The organism is Paenibacillus sp. MER 180 (genome assembly GCF_023713665.1).
Taxonomy (GTDB): Bacteria; Bacillota; Bacilli; order Paenibacillales; family Paenibacillaceae; genus Paenibacillus_B; species Paenibacillus_B suaedae.
This window is the reverse complement of record NZ_JAMAVT010000002.1, coordinates 328,415-350,444: the sequence shown is the minus strand read 5'-3', so window position 1 is coordinate 350,444 and position 22,030 is coordinate 328,415. Positions and strand designations below refer to the sequence as shown.

The 22,030-nt window shown below is 48.4% G+C and carries 21 protein-coding genes and 1 other RNA gene; 1 reads left to right on the top strand and 21 read right to left on the bottom strand.

Features of this window, described 5'->3' with window-relative positions; translation table 11 throughout:
* Positions 1–43 precede the first annotated feature (43 nt).
* The 12 genes from M3661_RS04205 to M3661_RS04150 form a co-directional block, all read right to left on the bottom strand.
* Positions 44–205, bottom strand: a complete 162-nt coding sequence (locus M3661_RS04205; protein ID WP_155987174.1) for a hypothetical protein — start codon at positions 203–205, stop codon at positions 44–46.
* 82 nt (positions 206–287) lie between these two features.
* Complete coding sequence (locus M3661_RS04200; protein ID WP_251482600.1) at positions 288–1,433, bottom strand: LCP family protein; 1,146 nt, start codon at positions 1,431–1,433, stop codon at positions 288–290.
* Between the two features lie 12 nt (positions 1,434–1,445).
* Positions 1,446–1,724: a hypothetical protein gene (locus M3661_RS04195; protein WP_028531282.1), complete on the bottom strand. Its 279-nt coding sequence runs from the start codon at positions 1,722–1,724 to the stop codon at positions 1,446–1,448.
* A gap of 60 nt (positions 1,725–1,784) precedes the next feature.
* The gene (locus M3661_RS04190) at positions 1,785–2,069 is read right to left on the bottom strand and encodes a YlaH-like family protein (protein ID WP_021256778.1); all 285 of its coding nucleotides are present in this window, start codon (positions 2,067–2,069) and stop codon (positions 1,785–1,787) included.
* Positions 2,070–2,109: 40 nt separating this feature from the next.
* Positions 2,110–3,957: a translational GTPase TypA gene (typA, locus tag M3661_RS04185; protein ID WP_065290521.1), complete on the bottom strand. Its 1,848-nt coding sequence runs from the start codon at positions 3,955–3,957 to the stop codon at positions 2,110–2,112.
* 173 nt (positions 3,958–4,130) lie between these two features.
* The gene (locus M3661_RS04180; RefSeq protein ID WP_021256780.1) at positions 4,131–4,619 is read right to left on the bottom strand and encodes a LiaF transmembrane domain-containing protein; all 489 of its coding nucleotides are present in this window, start codon (positions 4,617–4,619) and stop codon (positions 4,131–4,133) included.
* A 255-nt stretch (positions 4,620–4,874) separates the two neighbouring features.
* Positions 4,875–5,534, bottom strand: coding sequence for a TerC family protein (locus tag M3661_RS04175; protein ID WP_251482599.1), 660 nt, complete (start codon positions 5,532–5,534; stop codon positions 4,875–4,877).
* 95 nt (positions 5,535–5,629) lie between these two features.
* The gene (gene thiI, locus M3661_RS04170) at positions 5,630–6,937 is read right to left on the bottom strand and encodes a tRNA uracil 4-sulfurtransferase ThiI (RefSeq protein WP_251482597.1); all 1,308 of its coding nucleotides are present in this window, start codon (positions 6,935–6,937) and stop codon (positions 5,630–5,632) included.
* Positions 6,938–6,986: 49 nt separating this feature from the next.
* Positions 6,987–8,153, bottom strand: a complete 1,167-nt coding sequence (locus M3661_RS04165) for a cysteine desulfurase family protein (protein ID WP_251482595.1) — start codon at positions 8,151–8,153, stop codon at positions 6,987–6,989.
* Positions 8,154–8,392: 239 nt separating this feature from the next.
* Positions 8,393–8,749: a hypothetical protein gene (locus M3661_RS04160; protein WP_251482593.1), complete on the bottom strand. Its 357-nt coding sequence runs from the start codon at positions 8,747–8,749 to the stop codon at positions 8,393–8,395.
* 29 nt (positions 8,750–8,778) lie between these two features.
* Positions 8,779–8,997: a DUF1540 domain-containing protein gene (locus M3661_RS04155; RefSeq protein ID WP_028531284.1), complete on the bottom strand. Its 219-nt coding sequence runs from the start codon at positions 8,995–8,997 to the stop codon at positions 8,779–8,781.
* A 128-nt stretch (positions 8,998–9,125) separates the two neighbouring features.
* The gene (locus M3661_RS04150; RefSeq protein ID WP_028531285.1) at positions 9,126–9,626 is read right to left on the bottom strand and encodes a DUF3907 family protein; all 501 of its coding nucleotides are present in this window, start codon (positions 9,624–9,626) and stop codon (positions 9,126–9,128) included.
* Positions 9,627–9,883: 257 nt separating this feature from the next.
* On the opposite strand from M3661_RS04150, the gene M3661_RS04145 reads away from it, so the two are divergent.
* On the top strand, positions 9,884–11,839 hold the full coding sequence (locus M3661_RS04145; protein ID WP_065290498.1) for a S8 family peptidase: 1,956 nt from the start codon (positions 9,884–9,886) through the stop codon (positions 11,837–11,839).
* Between the two features lie 115 nt (positions 11,840–11,954).
* Here M3661_RS04145 and rnpB read toward each other — a convergent pair.
* The 9 genes from rnpB to glyQ form a co-directional block, all read right to left on the bottom strand.
* Positions 11,955–12,352: RNase P RNA component class A (rnpB, locus tag M3661_RS04140), an RNA gene on the bottom strand.
* Positions 12,353–12,406: 54 nt separating this feature from the next.
* Positions 12,407–13,522: a Nif3-like dinuclear metal center hexameric protein gene (locus M3661_RS04135; protein ID WP_251482591.1), complete on the bottom strand. Its 1,116-nt coding sequence runs from the start codon at positions 13,520–13,522 to the stop codon at positions 12,407–12,409.
* Complete coding sequence (locus M3661_RS04130) at positions 13,498–14,265, bottom strand: tRNA (adenine(22)-N(1))-methyltransferase (RefSeq protein ID WP_251482588.1); 768 nt, start codon at positions 14,263–14,265, stop codon at positions 13,498–13,500. Before M3661_RS04130 ends, M3661_RS04135 begins: the two co-directional genes overlap by 25 nt.
* Complete coding sequence (locus M3661_RS04125; RefSeq protein ID WP_065290496.1) at positions 14,213–15,124, bottom strand: hypothetical protein; 912 nt, start codon at positions 15,122–15,124, stop codon at positions 14,213–14,215. The genes M3661_RS04130 and M3661_RS04125 overlap by 53 nt, the downstream gene beginning before the upstream one ends.
* 94 nt (positions 15,125–15,218) lie before the next feature.
* A complete protein-coding gene (gene rpoD / locus M3661_RS04120; RefSeq protein WP_021256791.1) occupies positions 15,219–16,349 on the bottom strand; it encodes an RNA polymerase sigma factor RpoD in 1,131 nt (376 codons plus the stop codon).
* Positions 16,350–16,384: 35 nt separating this feature from the next.
* The gene (gene dnaG, locus M3661_RS04115; protein WP_251482744.1) at positions 16,385–18,232 is read right to left on the bottom strand and encodes a DNA primase; all 1,848 of its coding nucleotides are present in this window, start codon (positions 18,230–18,232) and stop codon (positions 16,385–16,387) included.
* Positions 18,233–18,270: 38 nt separating this feature from the next.
* Positions 18,271–18,750: a YaiI/YqxD family protein gene (locus tag M3661_RS04110; RefSeq protein ID WP_065290520.1), complete on the bottom strand. Its 480-nt coding sequence runs from the start codon at positions 18,748–18,750 to the stop codon at positions 18,271–18,273.
* A gap of 245 nt (positions 18,751–18,995) precedes the next feature.
* Complete coding sequence (gene glyS, locus M3661_RS04105; protein WP_251482586.1) at positions 18,996–21,065, bottom strand: glycine--tRNA ligase subunit beta; 2,070 nt, start codon at positions 21,063–21,065, stop codon at positions 18,996–18,998.
* Entirely contained in the window at positions 21,058–21,945 is an 888-nt protein-coding gene (gene glyQ / locus M3661_RS04100) for a glycine--tRNA ligase subunit alpha (RefSeq protein ID WP_021256795.1), read from the bottom strand. Before glyQ ends, glyS begins: the two co-directional genes overlap by 8 nt.
* Positions 21,946–22,030: the final 85 nt, after the last annotated feature.

Genomic DNA, 22,030 nt, shown 5'->3' with positions numbered 1-22,030 from the left:
CCGGACAAGCATATTGACGCACGAAAAGCCTAGTGGGGTTCCACTAGGCTTTTCGCATGAAGACATCGTCATATTCATGATCCAGCATAACAGCTGCAGATGGGCAATAGGCCGTCCCGATGCCTGTTTGATCGGATAACAGATGAGACCCTTGGGACATCTTATGTTGCAATAAGGGATTACCCATCATCAAAGCTTCGGACATCACTCAGACCTCCTCCACATCATAATTGCAGCTTTACTCTATTATATTAATGATGCTTCAAAAATTGCATACCCTTATCCACTTAGGAGCCAGGTTGGGTTGTATTCGCATGCTGCGAGTCCGCTCCGCCTTCTCCGGATAAGGTTGATTTCAATGATTTGCCGGCAAGTACATCCTTAATCGCCTGCTTGCCCTCTTCCAACTTCACCGTGTCCGGATAGATGTACGGGCTAACCCAATTCCCATCTACTGAAATGTAGTGAATGTTATCGCGGTTAATTCCTAAGTACGTAGAAATGGAACTGCGAATTTGGTCCGGTGTCATATCAATTTTAAAGTTATCAGCCATCGCATCAATAACGCCTGTTACCTTTGTTATACCGCCAAGCGATTGCATGTTGCCGACGATTTCCTTCAGCACTGCATTCTGGCGGACGTTGCGATCCGCATCTGTCGTGCCCTTCGTCATTGGACGGCAGTTCGATTTGCGGTAGCGAACGAAGTCAAGGGCGTTCTTGCCGTCGAGCGTCTGCTGGCCTGTCTTCAGCTTGATATGGGTTCCATCCGCATTATCGTTATAGCACATATTCTGATCCACGTTCACGTTGACGCCGCCGACTGCATCCACGACATCAGAGAAGCCTTGGAAGTTAATCACTGCGGCATAGTCGATCGGCATGCCCATATACTTGCCAAGCATCAGTTTCATCTCATCTTCTGGAGTAGCGCTGTCCAGCTTGCCTTGCTCCTTAAGTGTGAAGAACTTCGGATAATAATGATTTAGCTTATCCGGATGATAGCCGGGCAGTTCGAAATACGTATCACGCGGCAAAGAAACAAGCACCGCTTCCTGTGTTTCCGGATGCATAGCGCCGACCATGACAACATCAGTACGACGTCCAGGCAGCTCTGGCCGATAGTCGATACCGAGCAAGATGAAGGAAAAAGGCTCCTTGTTCGGTGAAAGCGTATCTTGCACCGTTGAACTGCCGCCGCCCTGTTTAGCAACTGTAGAAATATCGTTCAACTTGTTGTTCGCATACCAAGCAAAATATCCGACAATGAATATAACGACAACAGCTGCGATAAGCGCGGTGATAAGGGTCACCTTCAACCATTTCGGCATCCCTCGCTTCTTCGTGGAAGACTTCCCTTCGGAGGGCTTCCTCTCAGGCGACTTCCGCCGTTTCTGCTTCGTTCTAGGTGGCAATGGTGTCGATGAATTCATATCTTACCTCACTTACTCATTGTATTTCGGATTCGCTTCGATGTCCTGCCATAATCGCTCTGCATCTTCGCGGTCGAATACTTCTGTACTCATTTCTTCTTCCCGCCAATACGTAATGACATATCGCTCATCCGATCCATCCAAGCAAGCCTCGAAGGAGGTCAGTTGATGATCCTCCTTCAAGATTGTCTCAAAAAATTGTACCGTCTCCTTCGCTGCCCCATCATCCGGGCGCTGCTCAGACACAATATGAATTTGCAGCCAATTGAATAGTGCAACTTGCAGCTTCATCATCCGGCCTTCTCTCCCCTTTGCGTGTCGGTGATGGTGATAACGATGACGCACAATCCATTAGTTCTTTGAATCTGTCGCCTTCTTGCGGCGAGCTTCCATAAAATAGCGAATGCGTACCATGAACATCAAAGCGACCGCGACAAACAAACATTGAATGATTGGCAGCTTGTCTATTTGGAAGATGAGCAGAACAAACGCGCCCAATCCCATCAGCAAATAGATCAGTACCTCCTTCAATATCGGGAGTTTCTGCACACGGAAGACTTTATTGAACACATACACGATTAACAGATAAATAAGCGCATAACTTACAAAGGGATGGGAAGCCAACCATTCCTGCATCGTAGACGCTCACTCCTTTGCCAAAGTTGTCCAAATCCCATTATACATGGGATTCGGATACTTTGCGCGTCTTTTCTGCGCGTTCACGCTCGCTTTTGTTCAGTATTTTTTTGCGCAACCGTACAGAAGACGGTGTAATCTCGCAATATTCATCATCATTCAAATACTCTAAAGCTTGTTCCAAAGAGAATAGAACAGGAGTTTTCATCTTGACAGTATCGTCTTTGGTTGCGGAGCGAACGTTCGTCAACGCCTTCTCTTTACAAATATTTACGACGATATCGTTGTCGCGGTTGTGCTCACCAACGATCATACCTTCATAAATTTCAGTACCTGGGTTTACGAACAACGTACCGCGATCTTCAACGGACATAATGCCGTACAGTGTTGAATTTCCTGTTTCTGTCGATACGAGAACGCCTTGGTGACGTCCGCCAACTTGACCGCCAGCATATGGGCCATAGCTGTCAAACGCGTGGTTCATGATGCCGTATCCGCGTGTCAGCGTCAAGAAGTACGTGCTGTATCCGATAAGACCACGTGCAGGGATCAAGAACTCCAAACGCACTTGGCCATTGCCATGGTTAATCATGTTGACCATTTCTGCTTTTCTCGTTCCCAAGCTTTCCATTACCGGACCTGTAGCTTCTTCTGGAATGTCGATAAGCAAGCGCTCAATCGGCTCCGTCTTCTTACCATCCACAACTTTGATGATAACTTCTGGTTTCGAAACTTGCAGCTCGTATCCTTCACGGCGCATGTTCTCAATCAAAATACTCAAATGCAATTCACCACGACCTGATACGATAAATGCATCCGGGCTCTCTGTTTCTTCAACACGAAGGCTGACGTCTGTTTCCAGTTCCTTCATTAAGCGCTCGCGCAACTTACGCGATGTAACCCATTTACCTTCACGCCCTGCAAATGGGCTGTTGTTCACGAGGAACGTCATTTGCAGAGTAGGCTCATCAATATGAAGAACCGGAAGTGCTTCTGGATTCGCCGGATCTGCAATCGTCTCACCAATGTTAATATCCTTAATGCCGGCAATGGCAATGATATCGCCCGCTCCAGCTTCTTCTTGCTCAACACGCTTCAACCCTTGGAAACCGAACAGCTTCTCGATGCGTGCCTGCTTCGTCTTCCCTTCACGGTTAATAACCGCTACAGATTGACCTTGACGGATCGTACCACGGTTCACACGACCAATCGCAATACGTCCCATGTACTCGTTGTAATCGAGCAAAGTAACGAGGAATTGCAATGGCTCTTCTGGATTTTCAGTTGGTGCAGGGATGTGGGAGATGATCGTCTCATACAACGCCTGCATGTTCTCTTCCTGCTTCGCAGGATCGGATTCCATGCTCGATGTACCGTTAAGCGCAGATGCATATACAACTGGGAAGTCCAATTGCTCATCATTCGCATCAAGCTCGATGAACAGCTCAAGCACTTCGTCGATGACCTCTTCTGGACGAGCATTTGGACGGTCAATTTTGTTTACAACAACAATTGGCGTCAATTGGCTCTCAAGCGCTTTGCGAAGTACGAACTTCGTTTGCGGCATGCAGCCTTCAAATGCATCCACGACGAGCAATACGCCGTCAACCATTTTCATTATGCGTTCTACCTCGCCGCCGAAGTCAGCGTGGCCTGGTGTATCTACAATGTTAATCAGATTATCTTTGTACGTGATGGCTGTATTTTTAGCCAGGATCGTAATTCCGCGTTCACGCTCCAAATCATTGGAGTCCATTGCGCGTTCTTGAATAGCTTCATGCTCACGGAATGTACCGGATTGTTGAAGCAGTTTGTCAACCAAAGTCGTTTTCCCGTGGTCAACGTGTGCGATAATTGCGATATTGCGAAGTAAGCTTCTGTCTTGCATCGTAAAATCTTTCCTTTCTGGGTGTGGAATCATACCAAAAATCCAAATCAAGCTAACCACGAATAAAGCCGCCATAGAGGGCGGCATCTATTCCTACGATAGGTCATTCTGAAGCATGTTAGCACGGACACTTCAGAACTTTACGCTTACATGTTCGCCAGCTAGTGCTTCCATTAACGGAATCGATTTCTGAGTCCGCCAAATGCAAGCCCTGCTCCGGCAAGTATGAGTGCAACGGCAATCATATACGTACCAATTGCAAATACGAGCATCAAGATCAGCATGGATACACCGACCCCACCGAACAACAGCGCGCCTTGCCATGCGCCTCTCGGATGGTATGGATCGTATGCGTAGTATCCATACAGGCCCACGCCAATCCCAATGAGAAGCAGTGGCCATAAATACCCGAACAGTCTCCAATTGATCCAGTGGCTTAGCATGAACAGGACGCCATACATCGTCAGCATACCTGCTGGAACCATCATTACAGGCGGCAGGATTGCCATTCGTGCAAATACATACAAGGCAATACCGATAAGGAACATGAGGAGCGGCCACATCGTACCGCCGATGAAAGCAAACACTCCCATTTTCCCAAGCAAAATGAATAAGCCTGCAGCCAATATAGCAATGCCAATCACTTGTTGGTTTCTAGGCATAGGTCAACCTCCATGTCCAGATTTCTGATTCGGACACGATGTGACGCAATTCGCGTCGTTTTTTACTTTTTCTAGTGTATATGAAAGTTCGTAAAATTACTACCTGCTCCTTGAAAAAAACACAATACCCTTACCAAACCCTCCTGAGACTTCCATAACCGCCCTCTATTCATAATAGAAAAAACCTGCCATCAGCGTACTTCGGCAGGTACAAAGCATCTGTTCCGATTATCTATTGCAGAAGATCAAAAAGAGCTAATAGCGTAACTGGCGCCGAAACCAAAATCCGAGCATCACGACGAGCGCAAGAGCGATCCACGGGAATCCGTAATGAAGCTTGCTCCACATGGCGGGCAGCCATACCGCCAATCGTTCATCAGACGCAATCATCTCGCCCGCGGTATAGCCAAGTATCCCTGCACCCGCATACAGAAGCAGCGGCATTTTCTGAAGCCATATGCTGATGAACCCGCTTCCCCACACGATAATGGGAATACTTAGCGCTATGCCGATTGCAACAAATGCCAGATTTCCCTTGGCTACCGCTGCAATCGCCAGCACATTGTCGAGACTCATGACCACATCAGCTAATAGAATAATTCGAATAGCCCCCCATAAGGAGTGGGCCTCGTTATCCCGGGTATCTGCAGGCTCCTGTTCAGCAATCAGTTGAACCGCGATAACGAACAACATAACCCCTCCCGCTGCCTTCAGGAGCGGAATGTTGATTAACCATAATGCTGCTACAGTCAGCACAATGCGAAGTACAACCGCGCCTGCGGCGCCCCACCAGATGGCCTGCTGCTGTTGTTGCTTAGGCAAGCGTCTGCTCGTCATGGCAATTACGACTGCATTGTCTCCACTAAGCACCAAGTTAATCAGCATAATCTCCACCAACAACCATATCGATTCCACAGCCCGTCCCTCCCCTGTAGTTAGGTCTATGACAGAGGAGGCCGAGCTATTCCGCTATTCGCTGGCCAATGCGCAGAACAAGTCAATCCAATTGTTTAGAACCAATCTCCAGTTGCTGGCGCTGCCAGCCCAGCAGACTCATCTGCTTTCTGTACAACCTGAGCAGGCTCATTCGCATTCGCTACCTTGTCTTTACCCGACAACACGATTGCATCATCAGGCGAGCCACCCGCCTTCAGCAGGATCGCTTCCGTGTTTTCCACAGCAGCTTTAATGAGATCATCCAGCTCGGGGATAGAACGTTCCGCATGCTCAACGATATTCAAATTCGGATTCGTCGCCGGCGATTTCGGAATGAATAGAGTACAGCAATCTTCATAGGGAAGAATGGACAAGTCGTAAGTTCCGATATACTCTGCTTCACGAATGATCTTATCCTTGTCCACCGTAACAAGCGGACGAAGCAATGGCAGATCTGTCGCACGGCCGATGACATTCATGCTGCCAAGCGTCTGGCTCGCAACTTGACCCAAGCTGTCTCCCGTTACGATTGCCAGCGCATTGCGCTGCTCTGCAATTTGTGTGGCAATGCGCAGCATGGCACGGCGCATCAGCGTAATAAGCAAGTTATCATGTCCACTCTGATGAAGGCGAGTCTGGATATCTGTAAAGGGAACCATATGCACACGCATTCGTCCTGCATAGTTCGCAAGCACTTGAGCAAGATCGAGCACCTTCCGCTGCGCCCGTTCACTTGTGAACGGATAGCTGTGGAAATGAATCGCATCCAGTTGCAGCCCTTTGCGCAATGCTTCATAGCCGGCAACTGGACTGTCAATCCCCCCAGATAGAAGCAGCACGCCGCGGCCGTTGGATGCCAATGGGAAGCCTCCCGCACCTTGTACAACTTCGCTATACACATAGGTCCATTCTTCTCTAACCTCAACGCGCAAATCAATTTCAGGCTTGCGCACATCGACCTTAAGCCCCTCAAACTCGCGCAGCACAGGCGCACTAACAAGGTAATTCATCTCCTGGCTGCCATGCGGGAATCCCTTCCAAGCACGCTTCGCAGAAACTTTAAAGGTTGTCCCATCCGCAGGATTCATCTCACGGATTAATTGGACGGCCGTTTCAATAATCGGCTCTAGCTCAGAAGGAGTTCGTTTAACTGGACTAATGGACACCACACCGAACACATGCTTGAGCACTTGAATCATTTCGTCTAATGGCTCACCATTCAGCTCAACATAGAGTCGACCGTATTCTTTAATGACTTTAGCATTAGGAAAAGGACTAAGCACTGCATTGACATGCTGGTAAGCTGCCTTTTCAAACTTGCTGCGGTTCTTGCCTTTAATTGTGATTTCCCCATAACGAAGAAGAATCATATCGTATTCCATGATTTTCTCTTTCCCTGCCTTTCGCTTGCTATCGATTCCAATACCTATATTATCGCTGCACAAGAGATTGCAATTGTTCTGTCATTTGCTTGAAACTCTGTACAAGCCGCTTCAACTCATCCTCAGAGCAGTTCGCATCCAGACTGATGCGGATTCCGCTTGCAGCAACTTGAGAGTCATGCGTCATCGCCAGCAGCACACGGCTGGGCTTATGGAGCTTCGATGAACACGCGGATTGTGTTGAGACAATAATGCCACGCTGTTCGAGGGCGTGAACCACAACCTCTGATTTCATTCCAGGGTATGATACATTGATGATATGTGGAGCGCCATATGGAACAGCAGGACTGTTCACAACAAGCGGCTTCATCTGTGACAAATGTTCAAGTACGAATTGACGCAGGCGAACTAGCTTGTCATAGCGTTCAGACTGCCCTTCGACCGCTAGTCTGACCGCCTTAGCAAGCCCTACAATGCAGGGGACATTCTCTGTACCAGGACGAAGCTCCCCCTCTTGAGAACCTCCATACATTAGCGGCTTCAATGCGACTTGCTTCCGCTTAACGAGCACGCCAGCCCCACGTGGCCCTTGAATCTTATGTCCCGAGAGACTATATAGGTCTACACCCCATTCAGCAAGACGAACGGGAACCTTGCCTAAGCCCTGCACCCCATCCACATGGAACGTTACTTTTGGGTAGCGGCGCAGCATATCTCCAATTTCTCCAATAGGCTGTATAGCACCCATTTCATTGTTGACGTGCATGATACTAACGAGTACTGTATGAGGCCGAATTGCAGCCTCCACTTCGTCAGGACGGACTCGGCCGTTCTTATCCACAGGAAGGTAGGTAACCTCAATCCCCTCCTGCTCTAACTGCTGAACACATTTATATACGGATGCATGTTCAACTTCAGATACGATCATATGGATTGGCTTGCCTGCAGCTTGATAGGCCTTCGCAATTCCGAATATAGCAATGTTATTGCTCTCTGTCGCCCCTGATGTGAACAGTATATCTTCAGGCTCCACTTCCAGGGCACGAGCTACAACCTCGCGCGAGCGTCGAATAAGCTGCTCTGCTTGCCCCCCAGCACCATGAATCGATGAAGGGTTGGCATACACCTGCCCCATCACCTCCGCAACCGTCCGAATAACATCCGGATGGGGGGGAGTCGATGCACAATGATCGAAATACAACTGAGTTGCGCTCACCACATTCCCTCCTCATGACAACAAAAAAGATCAAAATCGGATCGAGGCGCAATCGGCTCCTCACCGTTGTTGATCTCATGTACGAAATAAGATGTAACTTATTTTACACGTTTCAACATAAAAGCACCATCCCTAATCCCATGTTCTTATCGATCCTTCATGCAGCTAATGCTCCCTTGCTCCCCATATAGAAAAAGCCTGATCCGGGGCAACTTACCGGTTCAAGCTTGAATACTCACTTATGATGACATCGTTATGAATTGGACAAGGACGGCTAATAACCCAGCAACGGTCGCAAAGATTCCAGATGAACGACTTCCCTGCAAGTAGGCAAGAACACCTAACGCGACGGCCCCAATCCCCATCGGAATTGGAAATAGAAAGAAGGCGATAATCGAGAAAATAACAGCCAGCATGCCAATACCCGACCAATGATTGATCTTCGAATGCTGTGTTGCAATGCGAAGCGTGTCTGAGAAAGTTCCCGCTTCTTGCCCAAATTCTACATCCTGCTGCTGTTCTGGATTTCTCGCGGTATGACTTCTAACCCGGTGCCGCTTCAAACGGCGTGAATTGCGTGCTTTGTGACCTGACATCACACCTCACTCCTAGCTTCCGTTCAAGATCATTTGGGCACAAACGTCTGACAGCATGTTGAAGAGGACTTAGAGGCTGTATCCTTATGATCGCCTCGGAACGATTCGTCCGCGAACTCTGAATTGGCCTTTACATTAGCATGTGCATCAATATCAATCATAATTTCAGAAGCTTGACAGCGAAAATCCCCCCAAAATTTACAGTTGGATACGCTGCAGCGAACTACAGGTTTTTCACTCACATCCATCACCTCCGTGTTATCAGCATGTCCTAGTCCGTGATGTCATATCCTGCTCTCTTCCTGCCATGATCTAACGAAAAAGACGCTCCGTGGCATAAACGGAACGTCTTCGTAATTGATATATTCGGAATTCCTTATTTCGAGCCTTGCATACGACGCTGCGTTAAATAGTCACTCTCATAATAGGCAAGCTCATCGCGGAGATCTTCGAACAGCTTCACAACCGACAGAACAATATCCCTCGCTGCTCGAACAGGCTTCTTCCGGAAACGAATTGCGTCTTGACCCGTATAAGCGTATCGACCATCCTCTGAATAACACTCGTTCTTCGGGTAGAAGAAGGCATTCACACAATGATGATACACTTCGTACAAGCAGCGCTCGCCAAATGCCGTATCAAAGGTTGCTCTTCTTAACGCAACACCCAGCCGTTCATAGCTCTGCTCCGTGAATACGAGCAAATGCCGAATATCCGTCAGGAATCCTTTATAGAAACTAACAGTCTCGTCTTCCTCATTCCCTTGAACAAGAGCAGTTAGCGAATACTCATTTAAGAATTGCTCAAGCTTATCAATCGCTTCCTTAAGTTTGTCCTTCGAAACTTCGCATTGCTGCTTCACATTGGATGCTGGCATGAAAGCTCCCCCTTACCCCATTCGTCCATTTGGAATTTCAACTCTTCGGGCATCCGATTTGGAATCATTTTCATTTCCCCTTCATCCTACCACAATCCGATCATGATGGGTATCATTTTCCGCCGCGTCCCGAATAAATTCGTGTACCAATTCTCAACCTATAAACAGGTCTGTTCACGATACGATATCTGCAGCCGAGAGGCGCTTGATATCAAAAGGCAGGACAATTAGGAAGGAACGCTAGAGGAGGAAGTTGTATGCAGCGACGATATGTGGTTGGAATAGTTGCTCTCTGTGCAGCCGTACTTACGATTCCGCTATTATGGGCTCCAGATCGCCATCCCGAGCCAAGGGGCATGACGACAGCCGCACACGAAGAGAGCATGAAAAAACAAATCCTGAATCAGGACGTTACACGCACAAGCCGGATGTTCGCCATTGATTCCAGACGTGATCTGGAAGATGCTCTTGCCAATTGGGGAGCCAAGACTCATGCCCAGAAGCAGGATACCGTTCAGCAATTTATGAAATCCCATCCCCACTTCGTGTACATGAAATGGGTCGAAGGTGGTTCAACCGCTTGGGAGAAAGGAAATGTACCGAAGGATGAGCGCTGGGACGCCAACAAGCAGCTCGAGAGTTACGTTCGAACTGCTACCATGAACGTAACGAAGCAGCAGTCATATTCCTCTCCTGAAGTGTTAGTGAATGGGAAAAGCCATATGGTCATTGGCATTGCCTCTCCCCAATCGCAGCAGGGGATTGTCGCAATCGTGAATCAAGATGTCATCCAGACCGTACGCAAGCATCAGCAAAAAAATCTTCGACTTGTACCTTACCCGCCTGAATCCAAGTACCGTGTCAAGTCTGTGGATTCCAACTCGATGCGGGATGTAAAGGTTCAAGACGGAGAAGATAACGCCGGCACAAGCCATTATTATGAAAATGAAATCGTCGTGCGCTTCCGTTCTGACCCCGACTCCATTCAATTGCAGCGTATGATGCGGGATACTGGGTGCGCACACCCGCGCAAGCTCGGTTACACGTATGTGTTTCGTTCTCATAAGATGAGTGTTAAGCAATTAACTTCTTATTTCAAACAATTCAATCCGATATACAGTGAGCCTCATTTTCTATATATGACAAATGAGAAGCCCTCACCAGTTCCATCGACTCCTTCTTCTCAAGCTCGCCCCAAGACATTGAATGAACCGACACAAGGGGATGCTGCTGAGGAGCCAAATGATGCGTTGTACAAGGCTTATCAATGGAATTTGCCGAATATCCATACGAACCGAGGATGGATGACGAGCAAAGGGGCCAAAGATGTCATTGTGGCGGTTGTCGATACCGGTGTCGATTCCAATCATCGTGATTTGCAAGGCAAGCTGCTGAAGGGTTATAACGTCTTTGATAAAAACCAGCCTCCAAAAGATGAAGTCGGACATGGTACTCATGTAGCCGGCATTATTGGCGCCACTGTCAATAATGGTGAAGGCATTGCCGGGATTACATGGTACAATCCGATTCTTCCAGTCAAAGCGCTTGACAACAACGGATCAGGTACATCGTACTCTGTTGCGGAAGGAATTATTTGGGCGACTGACAATGGAGCCAAGGTCATCAACATGAGCTTAGGCAACTATGTCGATGGCGCATTTCTGCATGATGCAGTCAAGTATGCCTATGATCGCGATGTCGTGCTGATTGCTGCAACGGGCAATGACAATACCCGACGTCCTGGATACCCTGCTGCTTATCCTGAAGTATTTGCCGTATCCGCTACGGATGCGAATCAGAAGCGCGCTTCCTTCTCCAACTACGGCAACTACGTAGATGTTGTGGCGCCCGGCACGTCGATTGCAAGCACTTATCCGAACAATCAATATGCGGCATTGTCAGGCACTTCAATGGCTTGCCCGCATGTATCCGCATTGGCTGCACTTATTCGCTCCGTGAATCCTTCGTTAAAGAATACGGAGGTGTATGATATTATGCGGCAGAGTGTAGTCGACTTAGGAACACCGGGTAAAGATATGTATTATGGCTATGGTGAAATTGATGTCGCACAGGCCCTAAGCCTTGCAGAGCAAGGTACGACATCATTGTCGCTGCTTCCGCAAAATATTGCACGCGAAATCAAGCGGACGATTGCTCAATATGTGAAGCGTCCATCTACGCCATCTTCAATAATCCCCGCTTCCCAGCCGTAAACGACTTATGGCCGTGGGATGGGACATTGTAGATAATGTCCCCCAAACCAAAAACCCCCGCACAGCTTGTGTGCGGGGGTTATCTTATAGGCTTCGAACAATAAGTGTTGTAGCTCCGGAAAGTTTGCCGTAAGCCGGGTTCTGTACTGATCGTGGTATTACGGGAGCTACCCTTCCACTACAAAGTGACAATCATCTATCTAGACCGTACATTGCTGCACGGTTCAAGCGACCAACCCAGACGCACCTCGGGCTAAGGCTGCCCTTGCGGGCATGCATCTCATTAGGTCTTGCTCCAGATGGGGTTTACCAGGAACGAAGTCACCAACGCTCCTCGTGGTCTCTTACACCACGGTTCCACCCTTGCCTGTGCTGCCGAAGCAGCCATCGGCGGTCCATTTCTGTGGCACTATCCTTCAGCTCGCGCTGACTGGACATTATCCAGCACCCTGCCCTATGGAGCCCGGACTTTCCTCTCGTGACCAAGTCACCAGCGATTGTCTGTCAAACTTTCCGTCAACATTCGTTAGTATACAAGTTTCGCGCAAGAAACTCAACCGTCAACTTTTACAAAAACTGAAATGGCTCGGTATTTGTGGAAGAAGCTACGAATTGCGTCGATACTCCCTTGTCAGATGCCACCTCCTGCAGGCGTCCTGCGACATCCTGCTTCATCATCTTCTCTGCATTATGGCCCGGATCAATTATTGCAAGACCTGCAGCGAGTGCATCGTGGGCAGTGTGGTAATCCACATCTCCCGTGACGAGCACATCCGCTCCGTGGAATATCGCATGATGGATATATCGGGCGCCTGAACCGCCGAGGACAGCAACCTTGCGCACAGAACGATCCAGATTGCCGACCACGCGTACATTCGATACCTCGAAGCTGCTCTTCACCTGCTCTGATAATTGATGAAGAGTTACAGCTTCAGTCAGCTTGCCTACTCGGCCCAAGCCATACTCTGTTCCTTGAATATCTACAGGGTAGAGATCATAAGCGACTTCCTCGTATGGATGCGCCTTAAACATCGCTTGCAGCACACGGCTTCGAACCGACTTCGGAATAATTGTCTCAATTCGTACTTCTGGTACATTCTCCAGCTTGCCCGCTTGTCCGATATGCGGATTCGTGCCGTCGCCAGGCTTGAACGTGCCGAAGCCTTCACTATTGAAGCTGCAATGGCTGTAGTTCCCGATGTGCCCAGCCCCGGCATCCAATATTGCAGCACGGACTTCATCTGCATGCGTCTGCGGTACAAATACAACCAGCTTGTGCATCTGCTCCTGCTGCAACGTTTCGAGGACACGGACATTCGTAAGCTGGAGGCGTTCCGCCATCAAATCATTCATGCCCCCTACTGCCACATCGTAATTCGTGTGTGAGATGTATACCGAGATGTCATGCTTGATGAGCTTCTCATATAATCGGCCGGCAGGGGTATCTGTCTGTAAATGCTTCAAAGGTCGGAAAATGATTGCATGGTGAGCGATAATGAGGTTCGCTTGCTGAGCGATAGCTTCCTCCACGACCTCTTCATTCACATCGAGTGCAACGAGTACTTTCGCTACTTCCTTATTTAGCGAACCTAGTTGAAGCCCAATTCGATCATCTGGTACAGCCAATGACTTAGGCGCCAGCTGCTCCATCCACTGAATTATTGTTGACCCTTTCGCAAACATTCAATAATCGCCTCCAGTTCCGCTTTGTTCTGAACGAATACTTCTCGACGCTGCTTCGCCTCTTCACTCTCGGCCTGTTCCATCGTACGCAGTACACGCTCCCGCTTCGCTACTTCACGCTTCCATTTCTCAAAGAATACATCTGTAGGAGCTTGCGACAGCAGTGGGCCGAATTGCAGCAGCCACTCCTCTGACAGCGTCTTCCCACATAATAAAGGCCGAGACTCGTACAGACGAGCGTTATGTGTCTCTGCTGATTCGAACTGGCGTTCTGCAAGCAGAACCTCATAAATTTTGCCGTCTTCCTCTAAAATATGCTCCTTAAGCAGTGCCCAGCCTTCCTTGCGAAGCCAGCGACGAACGGTATCCTCGCCCACATTCGGCTGGAGGATGAGTCGCTTGACCCCCTCAAGCTTCTCAGGTTGAGTTGATAATATACTGACAATGAGGCTCCCCCCCATTCCAGCGATAGAAATGCAGTCCACCTCATTAGGCTCCAATACGGCAAGCCCATCACCAAGCCGGACCTGTACAATATTCTCCAAGCGAGATCCGAGCACTTGGCGTCTAGCTGCTTCATACGGACCTTGATTCACTTCACCTGCGACGCCATAAGAAATAATGCCTTGCTTCGCCAAATAAGATGGCAGCAGCGCATGGTCAGAACCGATATCTGCAAGTTTGCTGCCTTCAGGCACCCAATCCGCAATCCATTGTAGTCGTTTGGACAATTTGATGTTCACGAATCCATTTCACCCACTGTTGTCTAAAGTAATATCCCATGTAAAACGTAATAAAAAGCTTCATTAGCATAAATAGCAGAACCTCGCCACCAGCATTAAGCTTCAGTGTGATGATTCTGCCAAGCCAAGCGGCCTCAGGCATATGCCAAGCAATCAGGGAAGCTATCAGCAGCCCTGCTGAAGCTGAAGGAAGAACACTGTGCATCACCCAAGCCATCCAGATGAATAATAAGCTCTCTGGAAGCCACAACCACTGCGTCTCAATGAGCGTAAGTTCTCCCACCATTGAATAGAGAATTACCGCATAGGCGATCGCCAACAGGAGCCAACCGAACCCCTGCATTCCGCCGCGCCGCAGTAGCAATCCTGTTATGATCCATAAGAGCCCTGCTCCAATCAGCCACAGCGCCACGCCATACCAGGAAAGCCATTGATGCAGCATGAGAATGGCAAGCGCGCCAAGCATGCTTACAGCGTTGCCGAGACTTGTAAATACCGCGATTTGCACTTTACTTTTCTTTGCCGCATACTTTGAATTGAAGACGGCAAGCCCATAGTTAATAAGGGCAAATAAGGCGACAGCCCCAATTTGCATTGGAATGTCAAAAGCGGTAAAATGAAATCCAGCAGTACAGAACAAACCAGAAATGATAAATAACGCCAGCCATTTGGCGGCAGGAAGATCGGCCAGCCATTCCGCGAAGCGTCTGTTAGATACCACAGACGGCTCAGCTGCTTCTGTTGATTCTGGCAGTTGGTACAATTGAGCAAGGAATTCGCAATAGCGTTCCGGCAATAATCGATTATGTCTCCAACGTGCAATTTCCTGCGACATCCATTGGCGCTGCTTCTGATCCATGAGGCTTGTCACGCTCCTGTGTGGGAATGCCTTACATGGCGACAAAAGACCTTCCCCACGCATACTGCGCGCAAGAAGGTCTCGTCGTTAGCCACTATTCAAGAAAATCTTTAAGTCGCTTGCTGCGGCTCGGATGACGCAATTTACGAAGTGCTTTCGCTTCAATTTGGCGAATCCGTTCGCGTGTGACACCGAATACCTTGCCTACCTCTTCTAAGGTGCGAGTACGGCCGTCATCGAGACCAAAGCGCAAACGAAGCACATTTTCTTCACGTTCTGTCAATGTGTCAAGGACATCCTCCAACTGCTCCTTCAACAGCTCATATGCTGCCGCATCAGCAGGTGCCAATGCTTCTTGATCCTCAATGAAGTCTCCCAAGTGAGAATCGTCTTCTTCACCAATTGGTGTCTCAAGCGATACCGGTTCCTGAGCAATCTTCATGATCTCGCGTACTTTCTCAACACTAAGTTCCATCTCTGCTGCAATTTCTTCTGGAGTTGGTTCGCGTCCAAGTTCTTGCAGCAATTGACGGGATACACGGACAAGCTTATTAATCGTTTCTACCATATGAACAGGGATACGGATTGTACGCGCTTGGTCGGCAATCGCTCTTGTAATCGCTTGGCGAATCCACCATGTTGCATACGTACTGAACTTGTATCCTTTGCTGTAGTCGAATTTCTCAACAGCCTTAATCAGTCCCATATTTCCTTCTTGAATCAAATCGAGGAACAGCATTCCGCGTCCAACATAACGCTTCGCAATGCTGACTACGAGGCGCAAGTTCGCTTCCGTCAAGCGTTTCTTCGCTTCTTCGTCTTCCTGCTCAATTCGCTTCGCAAGTTCAATCTCTTCTTCTGCTGACAAGAGCGGAACACGGCCGATCTCTTTTAAGTACATCCGAACCGGGTCATTAATCTTAATTCCCGGTGGCAGCGATAAGTCATCATCGAAATGGAAATCTTCGTTATCCCCATTCTCCCGATCACCATTATTGCGATTGCCCATTCCATCTTCCGTTTCATTTACCACTTCAATGCCCAAATCAGACAGCTGTTCATAAAACTCATCCATCTGCTCCGGGTCTTGATCGAACGTCGATAACTTTTCAGTAATATCTTTATAGCTGAGCGAGCCGCGCTTTTTACCGAGCTCAATCAATTGATCCTTCACATGTTCCAACGCTGCTTCGGCATCTAGTCCAGTATGTTGATCATTCGCCATTTTCCGACTCCCTCCTCCCTAGAAACTTCTGCTTCCTACCGCTTCAGTTGTTGCTCTAGGGCTATAATATCTTGTGCAATTTGCGCGGCACGCAAGATGTCTCCAGAACGCTCCGCCTGCACCATTTCTTCCTTTTTACGCTCTATTTCACGATGCCTAGGCACTTTCAAGATCTGACCGATGTAATCATCTAATAAGGCGGTGTCATTTCGCAATGGCACTTCAGCCATCGATATGGATGCAGCCGTTTTCTCTAATCGGTCATCTTGCAATGTCGCCAAATAACAACTGAAATCAGGCTCCTTGCCTTGCGCGTAATAAGCATATAGATAAGCGGCAAGTGCCGCATGATCATCTACATTGAATTGCTCACCAAGATTCCGCTCCACATAGTTGGACACTTCAATATCTTGGAACATTAGCGCCAGCAGACTGCGTTCTGCATACACGTATGCTGGACGCAACACGGGCGGGGAGATAACTTGTTTATCATTCCTAACATTATTCCACCAATTGTCTTGATTATCCCCGTTTTGGTTGTTTTTTTGCAGTTTTTGACGGATATTCGCGCATTCTAGCTTCAAAGAAGCAATTGCAGAATCCCCTGATAATTCAAGCAGTGAAGCGAGCTCCTTCAAATGCATCTCCCGCTCGACAGGAGATTCAACCTGCGCCACAACACGCAACGCCGCATCTTTGAAGCGCCGTTTGCCATCATCTTCTAGCAGTATATGATTTCGACGTAAAGATATAAGCTTGAATTTGGTTGGCGTAACAGCTGACGCGATGATCGCGTGCCTGAACCGCTCAGCTCCGTGTGCCTTAATAAATTCATCAGGATCCATCCGATCAGGAAGCATGGCGACAGCAACATGCAGGCCGCTTCCCTCTAATAGGTCAATTGATTTCATGGCGGCTGCTTGTCCAGCATCATCGCCGTCATAACATAACGTAACACTGTCTCCGAGCTGCTTCAGCAGCTGGACATGATCAGAGGTTAACGCAGTTCCCATTGTCGCAACGCCATTCATTACTTGGGCTTCCCAAGCCTGAATAACGTCTGCAAATCCTTCAAACAGAACAATTTCCCCGCTGCGCTTTATGTGCGGTCTAGCTTGATGCACATTGTACAGCAGCTTCGATTTGTTGAATAGCATGGTCTCGGGTGAGTTCAAGTATTTGGGCTGACTTCCGTCCAGCACCCTTCCTGCAAATCCAACAATGCGTCCCCGGCGATCCCATATCGGGAACATGACCCGGTTACGGAAACGATCGACATACCCTTCACCATTCGTTCTTGCCGATACGATACCGCCCTTCTCTACCAGAGCAAGGTCGAACTGCCGTTTCGTTAGAAACTTCACGATCATATCCCAATTCGGCGGTGCGTATCCAATCTGAAACTGTTCGATGAGCTTGTCATTAATGCCGCGTTCACGCAAATAACGAAGCGCTTCCTGACCTTCCGTTGTATTCATTAATATGTAATGATACATCTTCGCAGTCAGTTCATGTGCTTCAATCAGCCGATCCTTCGCTTCATTCCGCGGATTGCGTTCAGCATACGAGTCGCCGCTTCCCCATGTTATAGGAATGCCTGCCAACTCAGCTAGATGGGTAATCGCTTCAGGATAGGAATATCCTTCAAGGCCCATCACAAATTGAATGGCCGTCCCGCTCTTCCCGCAGCCGTAGCAATGGAATATTTGCTTCTCCGGCGTGACCGTGAACGATGGTGTCTTCTCTGAATGAAAAGGGCACAGCCCCTTCAAATATTTACCGTTCTTCGATAAGTGGACGTATTGTCCAACAATATCGACGATATCGTTGCGTTTCAATACTTCATCGCGAACTTCGTCAGGAATAAGTCCATATCCGTTTATCGTCCATCACCTTCATCTGAACACGTATTACTAATTCGCTATGGGCGCATTTTCTCCTGCTCACGAAGCAAAAGTTTTGTCAGTTTATGTTGGAAAGTTTCGCGATCCTCTTCACTCATCGCTCGCGGACCTTTCGTTCGTAAACCTGCTCTTCTCGCTTTGCTTGAGATATGCCGCCTTGTCAGGTACTCATCTACATTATCGCCGGTCAGCTCGCTGCCTCTCGGCGTAAGTACGGATGCACCTCTTGGCAAACAGAGCGCGGCCAACCCGTAGTCGCCCGTAACCACTACGTCCCCTGACCGCGCTGTGTTGGCAATATAAATATCCGCCGCTTGAAACGCTTGATCCACAAAAACAGTATGAATATCAAGACTCATAAGCTGCCAGTCTGGAGCAAATGCAGCATAAGAAGCTACAAAAATAACTCCTGCACCCATCTCAATGGCTGCAGCAACGATTTCATTTTTTACAGGACAAGCATCGGCGTCTACTACGATTCGAAGTTTAGAAGACATGTTCTCACCATTTTCGTAAAGCGTCGGAACTTTCATTAATCGTTTCACCGTTTATATTATATACGCTGTATCGTTTAAAATTCCTGCTTCGAAATCCGGATTTCCTCTACATTAACTCATATTTTGTCGAATCGATGAAAATAAGGATGGAACATGTCGAAGCGAATCCGAAGAATCCCTTCTTCATGTTCCATCCATTTACTGCTACCTTACTGTCCATAGACGATAAATCTCATTGTTGCTTATTACGCCCAGACAAGCTTGGAGAAATCTGCGAAGCGCTGAATGTCATTTGCAATATTCGCAAGCAAAGCCAAGCGGTTCACCCGCACCGCTTGATCCTCAGCCATAACCATCACTTGTTCGAAGAACGAATGGACTTCATCCTTCAGCTGGGACAATACGCTCAGTGCCTCTGATGGATTACTATAAGCTGCTTCATAAGCTTCATGCACACGCAGCCAGCTCTCATGAAGATTGCGTTCTGCATCCTGCTCGAACAGCTCAGAACGTATCTCCTTGCTGTCTGCTTTAGCAGCCAGATTACCTACACGGTTGAACGATTCAACCGTCAGCTTAAACTCATCTGCCTGTACAGCATGCATAAGTGCTTCTCCACGAGCTACTGTGAGCTTCACATCGTCATAGCCAGCAGCCATTACCGCATCAACAACATCGTATCGAACGGAATCAGACAACACATTCTTCACCCGCAAGCCAAAGAATTCATACAATTCTTTACGAACTTCCTCACGTTCACGTTTCAACAATCCTGCTTGTTCATATACATCAAGCGTAATGTTGAAGAGCGTATGCAAAGTAAGTGGAAGATTGCGTTCCAGTAGAATTTGCACAATACCTGTCGCCTGTCTCCGCAAGCCATATGGATCCTGCGACCCTGTCGGGATTATGCCGATCCCGAAGCAGCCAGTCAACGTATCCATTTTATCAGCCATACTGATTATCGAACCGACAATTGAAGCTGGTGCTGGGTCGCCAGCGAATCTAGGCTTGTAATGCTCGTTGATTGCTTGGGCTACCGCCTCTGGTTCCCCTGCCTTGCGAGCGTAATCCTCACCCATAACCCCCTGCAATTCAGGGAATTCATAGACCATTTGCGTAACAAGGTCGAACTTGCAAATATCCGCAGCACGGCTTACCCACAGCGCTGTCTCACGATCCGTCTGAACCGCCAGCGCCAATGCATCCGCAATTGCATGAATGCGGCGCACCTTATTCCCGATCGAGCCTAGCTCCTCGTGGAACACGATTGAATCTAGCTTGTGCACGCAATCGATAATTTTAAGCTTCTGATCTTCTTCATAGAAGAACTTCGCGTCAGACAGGCGTGCGCGCAGCACCTTCTCGTTCCCTTTTGCAACCATCTCCAATCCCTTGGAGTCACCGTTGCGCACGGTTACGAAGTAAGGAAGGAGCTGGCCCTCTGCATTCAATACAGGGAAGTAACGCTGATGCTCACGCATCGAAGTAATCAACACTTCTTGAGGAATGTTCAAGAACGCTTCATCGAATCCACCGAACAATACGGTAGGGGTTTCAACCAAGAACAGTACCTCTTCCAGCAAATCTTCCTTAATCGCAATATGCCAATCCTTGCTCTTTGCAAGCTCTTGAATTTGGTTCTTAATATTTGCTTCGCGTTCTGCCACATCAACGATGACGGACTGTTCACGAAGGCGCTCCACGTATTGAAGCGGCGCATCAATAACCGCCTCATCACCAAGGAAACGATGACCACGAGTCGTGCGGCCCGCTTTTACGCCTGCAATTTCAAGTGGAATAATATCCTCGCCATGCAGAGCAACAATCCAGCGAATCGGACGAACGAAGCGCATATCCTTCGCACCCCAACGCATGTTTTTCGGGAAAGTCATTGCATGAATAATTGAAGTCAATCCCTCAACGAGAACATCCGCCGTATTCGTCCCAAGGCTGCTCTTATTCGCGTAGATATACTCGACTCCGTTCAACTCTTTGAAGAAGAATTCCGACGGATCTACGCCTTGACTGCGTGCAAATCCAAGGGCTGCCTTCGACCACTCACCGCTCGCATCGTGAGCAATCTTCTTCGCTGGCCCCTTCACTTCCTCATGAACGTCTGTCTGCTTATCTGCAACGTCCTGAATGAGCACTGCGAGACGTCTTGGTGTTGCATACGCAGATACCGTTCCGTATGCAATCCGCGATTCTGTCATCCAGCGTTCCGTACGCTCCTTCAGTTGTTCCATCGCACTGCGAATGAAACGTGCAGGCACTTCCTCTAAGCCAAGCTCGAGCAATAAATGTCTAGGCATCTTGTTCCTCTCCTTTCTTCAAGAGTGGGAAGCCAAGCTTCTCACGTTCTTCCAAGTAAGTCGCAGCCACATGACGCGCAAGATTGCGCACGCGTGTAATGTACCCTGTGCGCTCCGTTACGCTAATCGCGCCGCGTGCGTCAAGCAGGTTGAATGTATGGGAGCATTTCAGCACATAATCATATGCTGGGAATACCAAATGGGCATCCATCGCACGATTTGCTTCTTTCTCGTACATATTGAACAGCGTAAACAACATCTCTGTATCGCTTACTTCGAATGTATATTTCGAATGCTCGAATTCAGGCTGGTGGAATACGTCGCCATAAGCTACGCCTTCTACCCATTCAAGGTCGAACACATTTTCTTTGTCTTGAATATAGGACGCAAGGCGCTCCAAGCCGTACGTAATCTCTACAGCCACTGGATGTGCGTCGATACCGCCCACCTGTTGGAAATAAGTAAACTGCGTAATTTCCATACCATCAAGCCATACTTCCCAACCTAGACCCCATGCACCCAAGGTTGGCGATTCCCAGTTATCCTCTACAAAACGGATATCGTGGATTGTCGGATCGATCCCCAGGCGGTTCAAGCTCTCCAGATACAATTCTTGAATATTGTCTGGAGATGGCTTCAAAATAACTTGGAACTGGTGATGCTGATACAATCGGTTCGGGTTCTCCCCGTAACGGCCGTCAGCTGGACGACGGGATGGCTCTACATAAGCTACATTCCATGGTTCTGGTCCGATGGAACGAAGGAAGGTCATCGGGTTCATCGTCCCCGCGCCCTTCTCTACATCATACGGCTGTACGATGATACAATTCTGCTCAGCCCAAAATTGCTGCAACGTCAAAATCATTTGTTGAAAATTCACAGTCAGGACTCCTTTGCCTCATATTGACGGCATTGACGTATGGGAGAATGCAAAAAACTCCCGCCTCTACGCCTGATGCCAGACG